The following is a 17,407-nucleotide window of genomic DNA, read 5'->3' as shown; positions in this document are numbered from 1 at the left end:
TCTGCGCTAGGCTGGGCCTGATTGAAACCTTCCGGTTTTGATCTCTCGATCAAGCCCAACCAACAAGGCCTGGAGTTCGCCAGATTCTACCAGTGACGCAGCCTCTTTGAGAGCAAACCAGCGCCGTTCTCGTTGACCTCTTTCAGGCCAATCCTCCAGTTCGATTTCGACGGCAAATGGATGGACGAGAACGTCCACTTCTACGTTACCGAGCCAATTTCGCTTTGTGTGCCGGAAGCTCCCAAGTGGCTTCTTGCGGACAATGCCCTTGATCCCTGCCTCCTCAAAGGCTTCGACGGCAGCTGCATCGGCCATCGACTTGCCGATCATCGGCCAACCTTTGGGTATCGTCCAGCGGCCAGATCGGCGGGCAGTGACCAACAGAACCTCTGGCTTGTGGCCCTTAGTTAGACGCCACGGCAAAGCTCCCGTTTGCATTACCACTTCGACACTCCTCGCGACTCATCGCGCCGTCAACCACGTCCAAATCTGAGGAAGTTTTGGGACAGAACGATTACTACTGACGTCCGCGCAACAATTGTCTTCCTTAGGCCTCGCTAAGCGCGGAATGTCCGGCGGAGACGGGCGTTTCCGGCCGCTCGACTGCCGGTTCGTATTCCCGCGCGATTTGGAAGAACCTCGCGGCCCTTTCGCGTTCCAGGGTCTCTTTGGCGAGTTTCCGAAAAATCGACGGCAATTGCTGGCACTCCTTCGGCGTCGCATCCTTGCTAGGCATAGGACGTCGAAAACTGGAAGAACCTCGTGTGGACCACGCTCTGGAGATCACCGTTCGTAGCGCTCAAGATGTTTGGTGCGCGTTCCGTTTCTAACGCGGATTCGGTGTCGTTGAAGCGCATGGTTTCCGCAGTAGGCGCTACCTGAATCCTTGATCACTGCCTCTTTTGAGCAGTCTCCGGCCGCGCAGACGTTCGATTGGCTCGTCGTCATGGATGCTTCGATACAGGGTACCGCTAACCCTGTATAGGAACGCCTCAAGCCGTTTGCGAATTGGGCGTCGATGAAGCACGGAACCAACGGGGAGGTCGAGCTCAAGTTTGAACTAGACGGTCGCGCAGCCAAGAAGGCCCGTCGCCACCCTCTCCTGTCGAAAACGGATCATCGAACCAAGGTCCAAAGATCGATCTATTTCGATACGGACGACAGCGACGCGTATCGGGCAGGCTATTCGCTCCGCGTGCGCGATGACGGCAATAGCTTCACACAGACGGTCAAGACGAACGGGGGATCTGCCGGTCTATTCGATCGGAGAGAGTGGGAAGCGCGGGTCGAGCAAATCGCTCCCGATCCAGACGCTCTGAGACAGACGCCTCTGGGCAAGATAAAGAAACTGACCCGCGACGCCAAGCCTGTGGTTTGGTCCGAGGTCGAACGCACGACCTGGCTGATCAATCGCGATGGCAGCATAGTCGAGGTAGCCTTGGACTCCGGGTCCATTCGCGCCGATGGCAAAGAGGCCCCTCTCCACGAGCTCGAGCTCGAATTGAGGCAAGGGAAGCAAGCTTCGCTATTCGCAATCGCTCAGGAGCTTGGCCGGGTGGTCCCGCTTCACGTTGGTGTTCTCAGCAAGGAAGAGCGGGGCCGGATGCTCGCAAGAGGCGCCTTTGGTCACGAACACAAGGCGAGAGCAATTGATCTCCGTAAGAAGATGGATGCCGGGCAGGCGTTTGCAACGATCGTTTATGAATGCATTCGGCATTTTCGCCTCAACGAAACGCTGATAATCGAGCAACGCGATCCGCACGCGCTTCACCAGGCACGCGTCGCAATAAGGCGCCTTCGGTCGGCGTTCACTTTCTTTAGGCCGGCGATTCAGCAGGGATCGCTCGAACCGCTCCGCGAGGAATTGCGCGGATTCATTGCCCCCTTCGGTGATGCTCGCAATCTCGACGTTTTCCTGGACACTCACGGGGCCGAGTTAAGTGCGAACGCCCGCCGGAAGCTGACGGCGGCCCGCGACAAGGCATATGACCAAGTTATCGGGACGCTGATGGCTCAAAGGTCTCGCGATATGCTCTTGGACCTTGTCGAATGGACCGTCTCGGCAAACTGGCGGAAGGATGCCGCGTCGGCTTCCATCGAAAAGTTCGCAACCCGTCGGCTCAACGCCGCCTGGAGAAAAGTCTTACGGAAGGGCAAAGGGCTAGGCGACCTAGGGCCGACGCGACTTCATCGGCTTCGGATAAGCCTCAAGAGGATGCGATATGCCGTGGACTTCTTTGCGCCGCTGTTTGCCAGGAAACAGGTTAGCAAGTTCGGTTCCTCGTTGGAGAAGATGCAGGATTGTCTCGGCCTGATCCACGACGAGATAGTCAGTCGGCGAATTGTTGCCTACTTTGGTCTTGGCGAGATGGGCAGAATGGAAATGACCACTCGATCGCGGCAGCTCAAGACGGTCGAGACACGCTTCAAACATCTGAAACGCCAACCGCTCTTCTGGAAAAGCTAATCCCCGGTCACCGGAGCAGCACGATCGCAATCCCGTAGCCCTGACGATGTTCGAGCAAGTCACTGGCGCGGAGAAGAAAGCGGGGCCCGTTGCGGGGGGCATGCTTTTGTCGAGCATTCCAGTAACGAACCCCGGCGTGCAGATACGCACTCTGCTGCGGTGGAAGACCTTACCCAAAGTTAGCGATAGCGTTGCCGAAGGCTGCGGGGGAGGCTTCCCTCCCCCGTAATTCGCCGATTAGAGCAGATGGTCGTAAGCGCCAAACACGTGGCCGAAGTTCGCGTTTAGTACGATAACCGAGTCATCGATCAAGTGCAGCGAATCCAGGTTGCCGGATACCCGAACAGCCGCTTTTGGCGAGGCGGATGCGCCCGCAAGGTCGTAGGAATAATAGGTTGCTCCATCGAGCTCGGTCGTTCCCGAATAACGAAGGGCGGTCGCCCCCGTGATCTCCACGCTGCTTGAGCCGAAGAGGCCGAGCGTCCCGCCGGCGCCAAGCTCGATGATCCCGTCGCCGTTCCCATCGGCAAGCTGCACCGTCGTCAGGAGGTGGTCCGGGTTGCCTAGGTCGACGATCCGGTCGTTCCCGGTTTCGGCTCGATTATCGAAGACGAAATAATCGGGACCGTTTCCGCCCCTCAATTGGTCATTGCCGGTTCCGCCAATCAGCTCGTCCGAGCCATTATCGCCATTGAGCTGGTCGTTGCCTGCGTCACCCGAGAGATGGTCGCTGCCATTGCCGCCATAGACTAGGTCGTTCCCTGAACCGGCCCGTGCCCAATCGTCGCCGTTGTTGCCGCGGAGCGTCTCGTCAGCAGCGCTTCCGAACAGATTGTCGTTGTCGTTTCCACCGATCAGGAATGGATCGTCGACATACATGACAAGCAGCTGGCCCTGTTCGACGGTGGCCGGATTCCCCGTTGCAGCGTGAACCTGAGCGTCGAGTAGATAGGCTCGCGTGTCGCCGTCGCCGAGGAGCGACGTGACATCGACGACGCCGGAACTTTCTTCGTCCTGAGTGATGAAGTTCGCTCCACCGACAACGAACTGCGCCGGGTTGAAGCGGGCCAATTCGCTGACGGCACCGCTCGCGATGTCATATTCCCAGACCCGGGCGACATAGGCGTTATTGCCCGGATCCTCCTGGACGATGACTTTGCCGTCTGCGACCGTCAGATTGTCGAACATGTGGCCGCCGAGATCGTCGCTCTCGACTACGGCCTTGATTGTACCGCCGGTCGTCGGATTGGTGATATCGTTGAACGTCAGCTGATAGACACGCGAGACGCCGGAGAAGCTGTTCGTCGTCGTAAAGTAGGCGACGCTTGGATTGTCCGGATCCCAAGCGAAATCTTCCGGCCGCAGGAAAGCCGTGACGCCTTCCGCATTGCTCTCCGCCTCGATCTGGGCGCCCGTCATGTTGCTGACGTCGCCGCTGGCTCCGATTTCGTTGAGAGTGAAGCTGCCGCTTATCGGGCTGCCATTTGACTCGGCGGTCACCCCAGTGACCTTGATGCCGTAGAAATCGCCTCCCGAAAGGCCCGCTTTCTCGATCTCGGTGCCCGTCGACTGCTTCTGGCCGACGTAAATGTACACCTGGCCGTTGCCGTTCGGAGGACTGCTATCGTCACTTACGGCAATGATCGTCTTGTCTTGCGCGTAGGGGTTCGCGACGATGTTCTCGAACGCGAGATTGCCAAGAGAAGGAAGCTCGTAGATCGTTCCGGCGTTCGCACCGGTGACGATCGTTGCGGTCGCACGACCTTCGGGCGTGTTCTCCTCGCCGGTAAGATAGATTCGCACCTGAGTGCCCAGGCCATCCGCCGAATTGAAGAGTGCTGAAGTCGCCGGCAAGTCGCCCGAACAAAAGCGGTTGAAGGCGGTCGTCGCGTTCACATAGCTGTCGGTCGCGTCGTCCCATTTCATCACCGTCTTGATGAGATCGTCAGCGCCGACGACCTGTAGGGTATTCGCATCGATAATGAGCTTGTCGACGTAGGCGCCGGTCGATCCGTGGTCGCGCACCAGTCCAGCGCTCGACCCCAGCTCGTGGTTGACGAGCACGGTGATCGTGCCGTCGCCATTGTCGAATGCGCCGATGCCATCCGGGATTCCACCGAACACGCCGTCGCCCGGCAGAGCATCACCAGTCGTAGCGATCGAAACGATTCGCACGTTGGGCTCGGAAGCGAGCAGGAACGGATCAACGGTGGTGGAAGGACCGGTAGGCATCGCCTTACTCCTCTGCTTGGAAAGCAGATTAGCTACGGACGGGCGATTTCAGATCGCCGTTCGGACAGGTGACACGCGCGAGACCGAATGATGAAAGTTGGAGGCGAGGTGCAATTCGAAACTTCACTCATCGCCAAGAGAATCCGCTCCTGACGGCGCGCCTAACGCCCAAACTTGAAAGCAGTGAAATTTCCGAGAGCGCATATGCGTCCGAACGGAAGAAGAGTGACCTGCTCACCAGATCGGACAAGGTCGCCCTTACAGTAATAGGCAGCATTGGAATCCGGGATCACCGTCTGACCCGGCGAAAATCCGCAACTGTCCTCTAGGGTGCTAACCCAAATCACCTTGTCCTCCTCATAAAGAAGGACGTGGGGATCCGAGTTCGAAATGCGGAAGACCCGACCCGATTCGACCCCGATGCAGCGTTGACTTTTCACCGGCAGTCGGCCTGCGAGCTCAGCCACTCTTTGAGGCGGAGGCGCTACTGGTTCCGGCGCCCCCTTCGCGCAAGAGCAAGCTAAAAGGGCGACCAGCACGACAGTCTTATTGCTCATTAGAACAATCCGATTTCCCCAATATTCAAATCATTTATCAGTCCGCAGAGGGTCTCGGGCCACCAATTCGCAATAGCAAACAAAGAAATGCGACCTCCGGCCCGAAGACGAACAAGATATGCAGAGCACCCTCAACGACCAAGGCCATGACCGAAACCGGCAGGCGAACCCATCGCCTCAAAATTTCGACCCAGTGCTCCAACCCCCAGCTCCTCGCTTGCGGACGCGCTGCGAGACTCTTCTCAGTCAAAACCAAGGCGCAGCCATGACCGATGGATGAAAGTTGCGAGACGAAAGGTATCATTCGCGACTTTCCAGGAACTGTTCGACTTCCCTCACCACATCGCGCGCCGCTCTGGGAGAGATTGCAAATGCCATATGATGGCAATCAAGCTCGGCCTGCGCGTCGCGCTCATGATCAAGCCCTCGTGCTGCCCGGGGTGCGATCAGCCCATCGCGCCTGGACCAAATCGCGAGGTGTGGAACGGGCGGCTTATCAGTGATCCGCGGAATCGGTGGATCATCGACCTTGTGATTGGCTACCCACTCGTACAGCCGCCAGACATTGTTCTGCTTTGGATGACCGGAGAAAGGGGTGCCGAGGGTTATGACCGCCCTTACGTTTGCAGCGTAATAACGGGCATACTCGCGAGCATAGAGACCCCCAAGACTCCAGCCCACAATGACTATTGGCCGATCGTGGCCAAGGCCATCGACCCTTGCTGCAAGAATCTCGATCGTGTCCGGCTTTGCGCCGAAGTTCCATCCTTGCTTCCAGCCATGAACCCTGAATCCCGCGCGAGCGAGTTCGCGTCGAAGGGAAAACGTGGTCTGATCACTACAGAGGAAGCCCGGGATCACCAGCACAGGCTGTCCGTGCAACGGGCCGAGCGGACCTCGTTTCCGGAATGTGCCAATCATCCGGCCGAAGTTCCAGAGGAGCTCGCCCCAATTTCCTTGAGATGGTGGGGCGTCGTCCCCCTCCCACGCCGGCTCATGACTTTGCGTCGATCTCCTCACCGAGTCTCATCGGCTCCCCAGATTGGCAAAACGCTTACCTAGGCCGCTTCGCGAACGGGAGTGCGTTGCGATGTTTCGCTTGCGAGGCCTGTTTCGAACAGGTCTGTGCAATGCTCCCAAGAGTAACGCCGACCTTCAGCGACCGCGGCGCCCCGGTCGGCGGTGAGAGCGAGATGGATTGCGGCGCCCAAATCTTCATCGAGCGCCCCAATTCGACGAGACCCGTCATGAACGCCTCGGCCGTCTTCTCCGATAATGTCGAGCGGCCCTGGAACGGGATATGCAGCGACCGGCACGCCGCATGCCAATGCCTCGATATTGACCAATCCAAACGTATCCGTCCGGCTTGGGAACACAAATACGTCCGCCGCCGTATAGCAAGACGCCAACTCCGCGCCGTGCATCGCGCCCATGAAGACAACTTTGGGGTAACGCCGCGACAGGCTTTCGAGCGCTGGCCCATCACCGACTACGACCTTCGTTCCGGGCACATTGCAGTCGAGAAAAGCCCCAATGTTCTTTTCTACTGATACCCGCCCGACGTTGAGCAGCAGCGGCCGAGGAAGCCTGAACAATGCAGGATGCGGACAGATGTGGGGGCTGAACTGGTCGAGGTCCACACCACGCGGCCAAAGATGTGTTTGCGCAATTCCGTGCCGGTTGAGTTCCCTCTCAAGCGTTGCTGTCGCCGAGAACGTGCGTTCCGCCGCGCCGTGAAAACGCCGCATCACCTTCCAGATCCATTCGGCCGGAATGCCTGTCCGGATCGAAACATAGTCGGGAAAGCGCGTATGGAATGCGGTCGTGAATTGACGATTGCGCTTCAAGCACCAGCTGCGTGTCGCCCAGCCGATCGGACCTTCGGTCGAGACATGAATACGGTCAGGTGCGATCCGGTCGAGCATTGCGGAAACCTGCCGCCCGCAAGCGATCGCGAGGCGAATTTCGGAATAAGTCGGACACGGGATAGTCCGGAACATGCCCGGCTCGATGACGACCACCTCATGTCCGCGGCGCTGCAGATGCTCGACGGTCGTATCGAGCGACCGTACGACTCCATTTACCTGCGGACGCCAGGCGTCGGTAGCGATCGCGATCCTCACGCTGCGGCTAGCTGATTCGAGGGATGGGGGGCTGCCGCGCTAGCTTCGTTCCGTTTGCGCTCGGCCCAGTTGAGAATCTCCATCTGCCCGTCTGCGTGCTCAACCAGAGCGGTGCAGCTCTCCACCCAGTCCCCATCATTGTAATAAGTGACGTCGCCGATCTGACGGACCTCGGCAGTGTGAATGTGGCCGCAGACGACGCCGTTAGCGCCGCGTTCGAACGCCGCACGTGCGACAGCCTCCTCGAAGCTGGAAATGAACTGGACGGCATTCTTGACCTTCTTTTTCAGGAGGCCTGACAGCGACCAGTAAGGCTTGCCTATCATCCGGCGGCAGCGGTTGAGAGCAGCGTTCAGCTTGAGCAGCATTGAGTATGCGCTGTCGCCAAGGAACGCGAGCCAGCGCGCATAGAGGACGACGCCGTCAAATTCGTCGCCATGGACGATTAGCAGAGTCCGCCCATCTGCCGTGACGTGCACAGCTTCGGGCAGGATTTCGACGCCGCCAAAGTGAAGCCCGATATAGTCGCGGAAGACTTCATCGTGATTACCGGGAACATAGATGACCCGCGTTCCATGCTTCGCCATCTTCAACACGCAACGGACGATATCGTTGTGGCGTGGCGGCCAGTACCAACCCTTTCGCAGCTGCCAGCCGTCGATGATGTCGCCGACGAGGTAAAGGGTTTCGCACTCGATCGCCTTGAGGAAGTCGAGCAGTATCTCCGCATTGCATCCAGGAGTCCCAAGATGCGTGTCGGAGATCCAGACGGTGCGGAATACTAGTCTTGGGCGATGAGGTTCGAAGTGAATGGGTTCCTCAATCCACTTAGGCGTCAGTCGCCCTGCAGCGGAAGCACTCCGACCTACGATCAGATCATTCGGCAGACTGTTGGACACGGCACCCTCCCCGCCTCCTTGATATGGAACAGAGTAGGTCTGGGCCGTGTCAGCCGAGTTGCGTGACTGCTACAGTCTTATGGCGCCTTATCGCTTGCCCGTGATTATTCCGCGAATGTCCGCTTTGGGTGGAAAGACGACATTAACGCCTCCCTGCGATTGAGACAAAAATGTTCACGTTCGCCTTCATCGTTTTTCTTTTGGCATCCTTGCTGGGAGTATTCCTGGCGCACAGAAAGCGCCAAAGGCGTTGGCTCCTAATAACGCTACCCTTCTTAGTTGCGCTGGCTCTTTACGGGATAATCGTGTTCGCTTGCTTCTTCGGCAGCAGCTGCCTGTAGTGTCCGCAATGGGTGGAAAGCGGACATTGGCGCTTGCTCAAATCGAGTCGAACGAATTGGTTCGCCATCGCTACGGCAGTCACTTCTTCGATACCTTAACTTCAGCGTTTTGAACCGACCGTACGGCGTAGCCATTCGGTCCTGCGGCCGCTGTGGCTTTGTAGCTCTCAATCACTGCCTGACAGGCTGCATCGACCAGTTCCGGCCGCTCGTTTTCAGGATATTCCACGCAATCAGAAACGCGACCGTGTTCATCAACGGCGAACATCACCTTGGCATAGCCCGACGAGCGAGCCCCTTTGGGAATTTGGTCTACTTTAACCGTAACGTCAGGCGGCCTGAGGTTCGGAGGCGGATCGTCTCCGACCGCCCATGTCACTCCGGCTCGAAAGACACCCTGGACGGGTGATCCGTCGGTCCACTTCGCCGGTGCCAGCTTCGCACGCTTTTTGATGATGTTGCAAGACAGACTGTCGAGGTAACTGTCATTGCTGCTGATCTCGACGTCGCAAGCCTGGATTGAGCCGTCGGGCTTCACCGTGACTCGATAGGTCAGCCAGCGCGTGACCCCGTTGATCTGGTGGTAGGCCGGCATGTCATCGGGCGACCACCACTTGAGGAAATCGATGGGAACCGGAGCGCTCAATTGAGCGGCAAGTGCAACCCAGATCATGCGTTCAAGTTTGCATTGGTCTCAGCCATTGTCGATATGCGTCAGCTTCTAGCTTCTAATGTCAGCTTTGGGTCGAAAGCGGACATTGCGCGTCGTCACCATTTCCATAAGGTTCGCTGATGAACACGGCGACGCTCCGACAGCGCCTAATCGCTATTCTCAACGAAGAAGAGCGACCAAATGTTGATTGGCATGCCGTTGAGGACCTCTGCACGAAGCTCTCTGACGATCTCGAAAATCACCCCAATCAGGACTGCCCTCACATCGTCCATCACTTCCTGGCGGACGCGGACATAAGGGCGAAAGATGCCGAATATGGCCGAAAGCAGCGGGTTGAAATCAGGCGCTTTGCCGACACCGGCGAATGCGATGACAGCAAGCCGGTTTCTGGCCGTGGTTGCTTGGCCGTCGCTATCGTTTGCCTCGGTGCGCTACTATTCTGGTGGCTAAGCTAATGTCCGCAATGGGTCGAAAGCAGACGCTAGGATGATCTGCTCGTTGTCCGGGAAGAGGCAGGGCTAGGGTCTCGCACGGCTCGACCCGACGTTGATCCGCTCACGTATCTCAAAGGCAAGCGCGCAGCTATCGCAGGCCCGGGCTCAAGCGGCGCAGTAACAAGGCGAGGCCAATCGGGTCCGAGGGCTCGATGAACCCGGCATTCTGCCGGACGGAGAGGATGGCTGCGGTTGAGCAGGGCTCGCCTGATGGAACGCGCGCCGCCGTAGGCGGCGTTCCTTCCTGATCGCAGAAGATCGTTGGACCCAAAAGATTATCCGAGATGATTTCTGAGGCAAACGGGATCTTTCTGGAAAAGAAGAACAGGACACCGAGGTTAATCAACCCAAATTGCTAGCGCAGGAACTTGTTGAGTCTGAAACAACGAATGTGTCGAATCATCAGGAAGATTTCCAGAACCTATTCATTAGAACATCCACAATACTTCCACAACAAACCGATACGCATTCATTCATTGTTAGAACATCGGAAAACGGCATTTTGATACTTTGACAAATCGACAATTCGCATCGATTATCACGCGCGAGTTGTTGTGGCAGTTGGAGTAGCAGATGAGTGCGCCGGTCCGACTGAAGGTTGGGGACTGCTTCGTCCTGGACGGCATGTCTTCGCCGCTATGCCGTGTTCTCAAGGTTACGAAGGCGGGCATCAGCGTGCTCAAGAGCGGCAAGGATGAGGATGAGCCCGAGACCATCTCCTTCGGCGAGGTGTTGCAGGCTTATGGACGGCGGAGGTTCCGCATTGGCCCGTAAATCTCGACAGCCTCCAAGCTGACAAGGTCGAGATGTTGCAGTCGGCCTTTACCGCTTGGCCGGCGCACGTCAGGAGAGAAGCGGCTCGGCGGTTGGCTTATGTGTCAGAAGTCGACCAGCGCATCCCTGTTTGCGGGACGATCAGGGCCGCCTGCCTCTCGGCACGCGGCGAGACCTTTTCCGCCCACTTCGAAGCTTGGGAGGCAGAAGAGAAGAACGCGGCGCTCATAATCCATAGCTCTAGGACCCACCGGAAGGGAGAGAGCTTCGACGGGCCAGCTGTCAAGCACCGGCGGGTGAAACAGCCTTCTGCCCGGACCATAGAGAACTGGTACGGCGATTGGCGGGATGCCGGACGCGACATCTGCGCTCTCATTCCGAGCTATCACCGCAGAGGCTGCCGTAGCCCCCATTACAAGGCCAAGGATCGGTCAGGCTTCGACACATATCATTATGCCAAGAAGGCGATCGACGAAGTCTACATGACGTTGTTGCGACCTCCATCCACGGCCGCTTGGGAGGTGTACAAGGACTGTGTCGAAGAAAGCAGCTTGCCCGCCACCGAGCTGATGTCTGATCGAGGCTTTCGCGATTACATCGACAGGCTCTACACGCCTGAAGAGCAGTGCATAGCACGCAAGGGCCGGAAGAAGGCCTTCCTCGAGCACGGCATTTTCATTCCACAGGACCTACCCGACATCCCGCTCGATGAGGTGGAGATCGATCACTGCTTGGTGGACGTCATATTGATACACAAGAACGGGCGGATTGCCGGTCGGCCGTGGATTACCGTCCTTCTCGATAGGGCAACGAGATGCGTTCTCGGCATTCACATCACCTTCCAGCCGCCGAGCTACCACTCCGTCCGCCTAGCGATTGCCCACTCGGCTTATCCAAAGGATCTCTCGACGTTCCCGTCCATCAAACGAAAATGGGCGTGCTTCGGAGTGCCCAAATACTTGATCAGTGATCAGGGCAAGGAGTTCAAATGCGCGAGTTTCAAGGCGACCTGCGCTGCGCTAGACATCATTCCGGTCCCTCTTCCAGGTCGCAGCCCTTGGCTCAAAGGTGCTATTGAGCGGCTGTTCGGGTACATGGGTATAGCCGTCTTTGACCTGATGGACGGCGCAACGAAGTTTAACGACGTCGAGGCCTACCGATCAGCAAAAAGTGCTCGTCTAGATAAGGACGAATTCACGAAGCGGCTCATCCGCTGGATTGTCGATCGCTATCATCATCGACCGCATCCCAAGCTCGAAGAGCGCTACGGAAGGGGTACGACGCCTGACATGGCGTGGCAGGTTCTGACCTCGCGCTACGGCATTCGTTTGGCTCGTGACCCAGAGCAAGTGCATCTCATCACTGGCGAGATCTTCAATTGTCGGATCAGGTCGGATGGCATCCGGATCGGTCCGCAATGGTACTTAGACAAAGATGTAATGGAGCGGCTTCGCAAGAGGCACGGACCTGGCAAGGTCTGGCGGGTTCATCGGGACGATACCGACTGGGGATATATCCGTCTTCTGGATGATACAGGCCGCGTGCCCCACTGGATCACGATACCTAATGCCAACCGCGAGGTCATGAGCGGCGTCTCCAGAGAGCAGTTCAAGATCATCCTCGACGAAGCGCGCCAGATGACCCGCGAAGGTGCGGAGATCCAGGTTGCCACCCTCGCTCGCGCCAAGAACCGCTTAGAGCGCGAGAGTGCGGCGCTTCAAAACGGAGAATACAAGCGGAACAGCACTCATAAATATCTGCTCAAATGGACCAAGTACGGGGACCTTGGGACGTTGGTGACCCCGGTCCCGGGGTTCGAGCACCAAGTCATCGCCAACGACCAGGACCCCCTGTTGGAGGATGACTCGTTCGAGCTTGCAGCGGCTTGCGAACCGTCGCGCGTCGTCTCACCTGAGCCTAGAGCAAAGAACGCTGACCAAGTTGGCTTGCCACAAGTCGACGAGGAATCTTTGGATGAGCTGGCAGCCCTCATTGAGGAACGCATGAAGCTTTGGCGGGCTAAATCATGATGGTCGGGTACGCACCTGGCGAACTCGAAGCCACCATCGCCAGCAGCCGTCTTGAGCAAAGTATCGTCCAGCACAAGTTGCTCTTCCATGGCTTGCAACGTCTACGCCTGCACCAGGCACGAAGTCTGAAGCTCTTCGAGGGCTCCTCACAGCCATCGCATCTGCTCATCGTCACAGGCCTCCCTGGGGCAGGGAAATCAACGTTGCTCAAGCAGCACAAGCGCGACTTTCCCGACGTTGAGACAATCGACGGTCGAATGATGCCCGTAGTGCTGGTCGAAATGCCTTTTCCCTGCACTCGCAAGGGTCTCGTCGAGGCCATACTCATGGCGATGGGCCATGAGCCCAGCGCCAACTGGAATACCGCCCGTATCGTAGACGAGATCGCTAATTTCGCGCGGCGGCACGATGTTCTCATGATCGCCATTGATGAGGCAGACCGCATCTTTGGCTCTGAAGCGCCAATATTGGCGAAGTTTCTCGTGTCGCTTCTGAACAGCCTCGACTGTCAGCTCGTGCTTGCCGGAGCTCCCGAGATTCAGCAGCTCCACAAAGGCTGGGGCCTGGAGAGACGGAAAGAGGTGGATCTGAACCTCGATCCTTACCGCTTCAACACTAGAGAGGGCCAGACCGACTTCCGCTCAATGCTCGGGCTGTTCGAAGAGAACATGGGGTTGCCCGAACCATCGCTCATAAACTCGCCGGATTTCAGCAAGCGACTCTACCTCGCGTCAGGGGGGCAGGTTGGCCTCGTCAGCAAGCTCTTGGTCGAGGCTTTGAGGCGTGCTCACATGAGGCAGATGGCCAAGATCGATCTTGCACTCCTCGGCGAGGTTTACGTCGCCTTCAAGCGGGGCGACGAGGACGAGGAGATCGAATTCGATTGCGACGCAGAAACCATTGATGCGGCCGAACCTCTTCCGTTGAGTGACAATCCTTTTCTCTGCACCTCGGCTCGCTTGAAAATCCTGTGGGATGATCTTCACGCCGAAAGAGCGCGCAAGGCGAGGGATAATGCGAAGCCCGCGGTGAACAACGCCACGATAGGAGCCAAGGGAAAAGGCAAAAGCTCGTAGGTGTCACGGGCTCTGACCCTCAGGCTCCGGCCAAGGCTAATGGAGCCGGCGCATGGCGCCTTCGTCAGGCTAGCGGGCAGGATGGGTTATCGGGCCCTCCGAGATCTTCGACGCCGCCTTCGATTTTCACTGCACGATCTCACGAAGGGAATGAACGTCGATGAATTTGCGTTTCGAGCAGGCCTAGATCCGGGGCAGCTCATGAAGTGGTCTCCGGTAAGGCGACCGACAGGCCGTCTAGTCGAGCTCCGAGGCGAGCTGATCAGACTTGGGGATTGGTCCACTACGTTCCGACGGCGGTGTGAGCTTTGTCTGAACGGCGATTTCGAACGAGCGCGATCTCTTGGAATCGACGACCGGGCCTGGGCCTGTCATCGCTTCCACTGGGACGTTCAATCGATTTCCACTTGTCCTGAGCATGGCTGCGCCCTGACGGACGATTGCTCCGCCTGCGGCCGGCGGCAGCGTTGGTCCGACCCGTCACTGCTTTATTGCGCGTGCGGCGCCCGGTTGACCTGCAGACTATTCGCGACCGCTCGCTCCGTTTGCAGCGACTATCTTGCCGGCCGGCTTGGAGTCAGCGACCGCTTAAGCTGCGAGCTACTCGATGCGCTCGACTATCGGCATGCGGTTCGTGCTGTGAGGATTTTGAGCTTCGCCGCTTCCGATGCTGGCATCGAAGCTGTCGGAGATTTTTGCACGCCAGCGGACCGCGGATGGACGATCGCCAAAAATTGGGTCGATTCGATCCCGTTGCTTCTGGACAGTCTCTTAAAGCGCCGAGGTCGTAGAGGCTCGGGCCTCATAGAGGCTTACGGCAGACTTTATACCGAGACGGACGAGCAAAGCGCAGGGCCGATCTTCTCAGAACAGCTTCTTGCCGCGATTGAGCGGCACGCGGTCCAACACGGCATAATAGCCGAGAACGAGTGCCGACGTGGGCGACCGCCCCTAGGAACCGTGAGCGTCACCGGCCTGGCTAGAAGACTAGGACGATCATACGAGACGACAAGGTCGCTGCTGAGGGAGGCCAACGCCATTCCTCGGGGCTCCCGACGCGGTGTGGCATTCGCCATAGAGGCGTCGATTGCCGATTCACTGCCGCCGCGCCAGCCCGAGAGCGCGACCCAAGTCCTTGGCGTGGGCAAGCGGCAAGCTGCTCAACTCGTTGCCGAGTTTTGCCTGAAGAATAATCTGGGTCGCCCATGTCCCGAGATGGCTCGGAGGTGGGTAAGCAGCCTCCCAACATATCAAAGCCTTCCGTCTGAAACTGGTCTTCTATCGGACGTGTGCCGAAATCGCGCGGTGTCGCTCGCCAATATTTGCCACGGCATCATTGCAGGTCGCGTCCGCTGCACGCGGCTGACTGCGACCGGCGGCTTGAGCGACTTCCGTGTCAGCGTTGAGGATTGCGTGAGCCTCAAACGGGCATCCGAGTGGACCATTAAGGACGTCAGTCAAAGGTTCGGCGCGCATCATCAAGCCCTACTTGAACTGGTGAAGCTGGGCGTGCTGGCGCGACACGGGCGAAAGCTGTGCCGAGAGAATGTAGAGGCATTTTTCGCAGAGCATCTAACTACAGCTCAGCTCGCCGAGAGGCTGCATATCGCAGCCAAGCAGGTGATAGGTTTCGCGGACCGACGAGGCGTTCACCCTGCGTTCGGCCCACCGAGCGTTCGCCAAACATTTTTCCGACTGCAGGATTGCCGTCAACTGAGTCTCTAGGACGGGTGGCGAGCAGTCGATCGAGCGGGTCAACGACATCGTGATCAATGGGAGTGTCTTATGGGAACCCCAAGGCCACATCTGCGGAAGAGACCACCACATCTCTTACGAAAGGCCCCTCTCTACATACGGGAGCGAGCGGACGAGGCTCCCGCCTCCATCTGGTGCCGCCTAGCGAGGCGGGCCGGTTATCAAAATGTCACCGACTTTTTGAATACAGCTGGCGCGAAAGGCGACGTCATGAATTCGCCATGGCGGGAAGAGTCCCTGATCGCGCTCGCAAACGTTTCGGGTCAGGATTTGGAGACCTTAAAAGCTCGAACGCCGCTGTCCACTGATCGCGGAATCATCCTGAACTCCATCCTGCTGACAGACCACACGCGCTTTCCTCATCCCGGAGGAGCTTTCATCGATTCAGTCTGTCCCGAGTGTTTGGCCAACGATCTTGAGCACCTCGAGGGGCCGGAGGACTGCAGGCCCTATCGTCGTTTCTGGTGGGCCCTCTCCTTTATAGGCTGCCCCCTCCATCGGCGGCCCTTGATTTCCCGATGCCCGGGCTGTGGAGACCAGCTCCAAACCCGCAGAGTGCGGGTCGAGTCTTGTGTCTGTGGGGCAAATTTGGCGCGGTGCTCCGAACTCCAAGCGGAAGTGGCAACGTTGGACGCGGCGTTTGTTGGCTACCTTATGGGTTCTCCGAGGCCGTCCTGGACTCTCCCATATGATCTTCAGACCCTCTCGGATCTTTGTCTGCGAGTTGGTCTCTTTTTCAGTGACGCTCCGTATCTGGATGTTGGACGACACCTGCCGCCTCACGAGATCATGCGGATGTCATCTGAGGCATTCGACCTTCTGCTAGACGCTGACGGAGACCTTTGTCAGGTCATCGGCGAGAAAGCCGCGCGGAGAGCGGGTCACGGCTTTTCGCGCGTTTTTGGTCCGCTCGCGCACTTTCATGAACAGCGCATACGCAGACACCGCCGCGAGTTGCCGTTCATGTCTGCTCTTGAGAGGCTATGGAAGGAGATTGTCCTGAACCGCGCCCGTGGTGTGGCACGTCATAATCGTCAGCAGCCGTTGCGCTTTTCGCTAAGTGAAGTTGCGCTCTTAAACGAGGTTTCTGAGGCGGCGGTTGCCGAAATCGTCGCGGAGCTTACCGAGACAAAAGTCGAGGATTGGTCTCCGGCGGCGATGCTGGATGCAAAGCTGATTCAATCAGTCAGGCTGAAGATCGGACATACTGGCACCATACATGAACTCGCCGCGATGTTGGGTGTCGGTTGGAAAGTCGTGCTCCAACTGGCCGAGCGTGGAGTTTTTCAGCGCGTGAGCGGGAAGACGTCTACGAAGGCAAACCTGTTCGATCTGAGGGCGCCCCGCGCATTCGTGGCTGCGGCTGCAGAAGGGAAGCCGACCTTCTCAGAACAGCCGGATGACCTCGTTTCAATAATTACCCGTAGATCTCAGAGCATTGCTGAGATTGTTCGAGCCATTCAGGACGGTCAGCTTGAATGTGAGGGCCGGCTGAAAGGAGTAGCTGGATTGGCGGGGCTGCTCGTTAGGGATCAGCAATTGGGTTGGGACTACCGGCAATATGAAGTCGAGTTCGGCCTACCAATTTACGACGGCGGCGCGAGGCTTATGATGGGGGACTGGGCCGTTAATCGATTAATAGAGGCCGGCTTCCTGGAAATTTATCCTTCGTCGCGTAATCGCACAAAATCTCACACTGTGACGCGCCGGTCGCTCGAAGCGTTCGCGGAGCGTTACGTCAGTAAGGCCGAGTTGGCGGCCAGATCGGATCTTGCGCAAGAGATCATCACAAAGCGCATGCGCGTGGCGAGAATTCCGTGCCTCGAAATGAACGGTTCTCGCTTCCACCGCGTTTTCGAGCGCGAGCGCGCCCTTCACGCTTTAGGACTGAACGAGGAACCCATTTAATGCTTCCGAAAGAGATTAAGAGCTGCTTTATCGCTTCCGCGACGCGGGAGATTGCCTTCCGAATTCGCGGATCGGCTC

At 57.9% G+C, this 17,407-nt stretch carries 13 protein-coding genes and 1 pseudogene; 8 read left to right on the top strand and 6 right to left on the bottom strand.

The window, feature by feature from the left end:
- Nucleotides 1-6 precede the first annotated feature (6 nt).
- Nucleotides 7-438, bottom strand: coding sequence for an NUDIX hydrolase (locus tag ACMC5O_RS12435; RefSeq protein ID WP_187709989.1), 432 nt, complete (start codon nt 436-438; stop codon nt 7-9).
- A 580-nt stretch (nt 439-1,018) separates the two neighbouring features.
- Between ACMC5O_RS12435 and ACMC5O_RS12430 the strand changes: the two genes are divergently transcribed.
- Entirely contained in the window at nt 1,019-2,467 is a 1,449-nt protein-coding gene (locus tag ACMC5O_RS12430) for a CHAD domain-containing protein (RefSeq protein ID WP_426692949.1), read from the top strand.
- A 237-nt stretch (nt 2,468-2,704) separates the two neighbouring features.
- Here the strand turns inward: ACMC5O_RS12430 and ACMC5O_RS12425 are convergent, their stop codons facing one another.
- The 5 genes from ACMC5O_RS12425 to ACMC5O_RS12405 all read right to left on the bottom strand — a co-directional run bounded on the left by ACMC5O_RS12425 (nt 2,705) and on the right by ACMC5O_RS12405 (nt 9,292).
- Nucleotides 2,705-4,699 carry a hypothetical protein gene (locus ACMC5O_RS12425; protein ID WP_246444213.1) on the bottom strand — a complete coding sequence of 665 codons (1,995 nt, stop codon included), beginning with the start codon at nt 4,697-4,699 and terminating at the stop codon, nt 2,705-2,707.
- 857 nt (nt 4,700-5,556) lie between these two features.
- Nucleotides 5,557-6,138: an esterase/lipase family protein gene (locus tag ACMC5O_RS12420; RefSeq protein WP_187708520.1), complete on the bottom strand. Its 582-nt coding sequence runs from the start codon at nt 6,136-6,138 to the stop codon at nt 5,557-5,559.
- A gap of 176 nt (nt 6,139-6,314) precedes the next feature.
- Nucleotides 6,315-7,379: a glycosyltransferase family 4 protein gene (locus ACMC5O_RS12415; RefSeq protein ID WP_187708521.1), complete on the bottom strand. Its 1,065-nt coding sequence runs from the start codon at nt 7,377-7,379 to the stop codon at nt 6,315-6,317.
- Nucleotides 7,376-8,218: a UDP-2,3-diacylglucosamine diphosphatase gene (locus tag ACMC5O_RS12410; RefSeq protein WP_426693532.1), complete on the bottom strand. Its 843-nt coding sequence runs from the start codon at nt 8,216-8,218 to the stop codon at nt 7,376-7,378. The genes ACMC5O_RS12415 and ACMC5O_RS12410 overlap by 4 nt, the downstream gene beginning before the upstream one ends.
- A 480-nt stretch (nt 8,219-8,698) precedes the next feature.
- Nucleotides 8,699-9,292 (bottom strand): energy transducer TonB, encoded by a 594-nt coding sequence (locus ACMC5O_RS12405; protein WP_187708522.1) that lies wholly within the window; start codon nt 9,290-9,292, stop codon nt 8,699-8,701.
- A 119-nt stretch (nt 9,293-9,411) separates the two neighbouring features.
- On the opposite strand from ACMC5O_RS12405, the gene ACMC5O_RS12400 reads away from it, so the two are divergent.
- The 7 genes and pseudogenes from ACMC5O_RS12400 to ACMC5O_RS12370 all read left to right on the top strand — a co-directional run bounded on the left by ACMC5O_RS12400 (nt 9,412) and on the right by ACMC5O_RS12370 (nt 17,329).
- Complete coding sequence (locus ACMC5O_RS12400) at nt 9,412-9,747, top strand: hypothetical protein (RefSeq protein ID WP_426692948.1); 336 nt, start codon at nt 9,412-9,414, stop codon at nt 9,745-9,747.
- A 612-nt stretch (nt 9,748-10,359) separates the two neighbouring features.
- Complete coding sequence (locus ACMC5O_RS12395; RefSeq protein WP_187708523.1) at nt 10,360-10,560, top strand: hypothetical protein; 201 nt, start codon at nt 10,360-10,362, stop codon at nt 10,558-10,560.
- 482 nt (nt 10,561-11,042) lie between these two features.
- A complete protein-coding gene (locus ACMC5O_RS12390) occupies nt 11,043-12,590 on the top strand; it encodes an integrase catalytic domain-containing protein (protein ID WP_426692947.1) in 1,548 nt (515 codons plus the stop codon).
- On the top strand, nt 12,587-13,666 hold the full coding sequence (locus ACMC5O_RS12385; protein WP_426692946.1) for an AAA family ATPase: 1,080 nt from the start codon (nt 12,587-12,589) through the stop codon (nt 13,664-13,666). The genes ACMC5O_RS12390 and ACMC5O_RS12385 overlap by 4 nt, the downstream gene beginning before the upstream one ends.
- Complete coding sequence (locus ACMC5O_RS12380; protein WP_426692945.1) at nt 13,667-15,391, top strand: TniQ family protein; 1,725 nt, start codon at nt 13,667-13,669, stop codon at nt 15,389-15,391.
- A 60-nt stretch (nt 15,392-15,451) separates the two neighbouring features.
- Nucleotides 15,452-15,919: pseudogene (locus ACMC5O_RS12375) on the top strand (TniQ family protein); the annotation flags it as partial.
- A 291-nt stretch (nt 15,920-16,210) separates the two neighbouring features.
- Nucleotides 16,211-17,329: a hypothetical protein gene (locus ACMC5O_RS12370; RefSeq protein WP_222949849.1), complete on the top strand. Its 1,119-nt coding sequence runs from the start codon at nt 16,211-16,213 to the stop codon at nt 17,327-17,329.
- The last annotated feature ends 78 nt before the right edge of the window (nt 17,330-17,407 follow it).

The organism is Sphingomonas sediminicola, from assembly GCF_049991885.1.
In the GTDB taxonomy this organism is placed as follows: domain Bacteria; phylum Pseudomonadota; class Alphaproteobacteria; order Sphingomonadales; family Sphingomonadaceae; genus Sphingomicrobium; species Sphingomicrobium sediminicola.
This window is presented reverse-complemented; position numbering and strand designations above follow the sequence as displayed.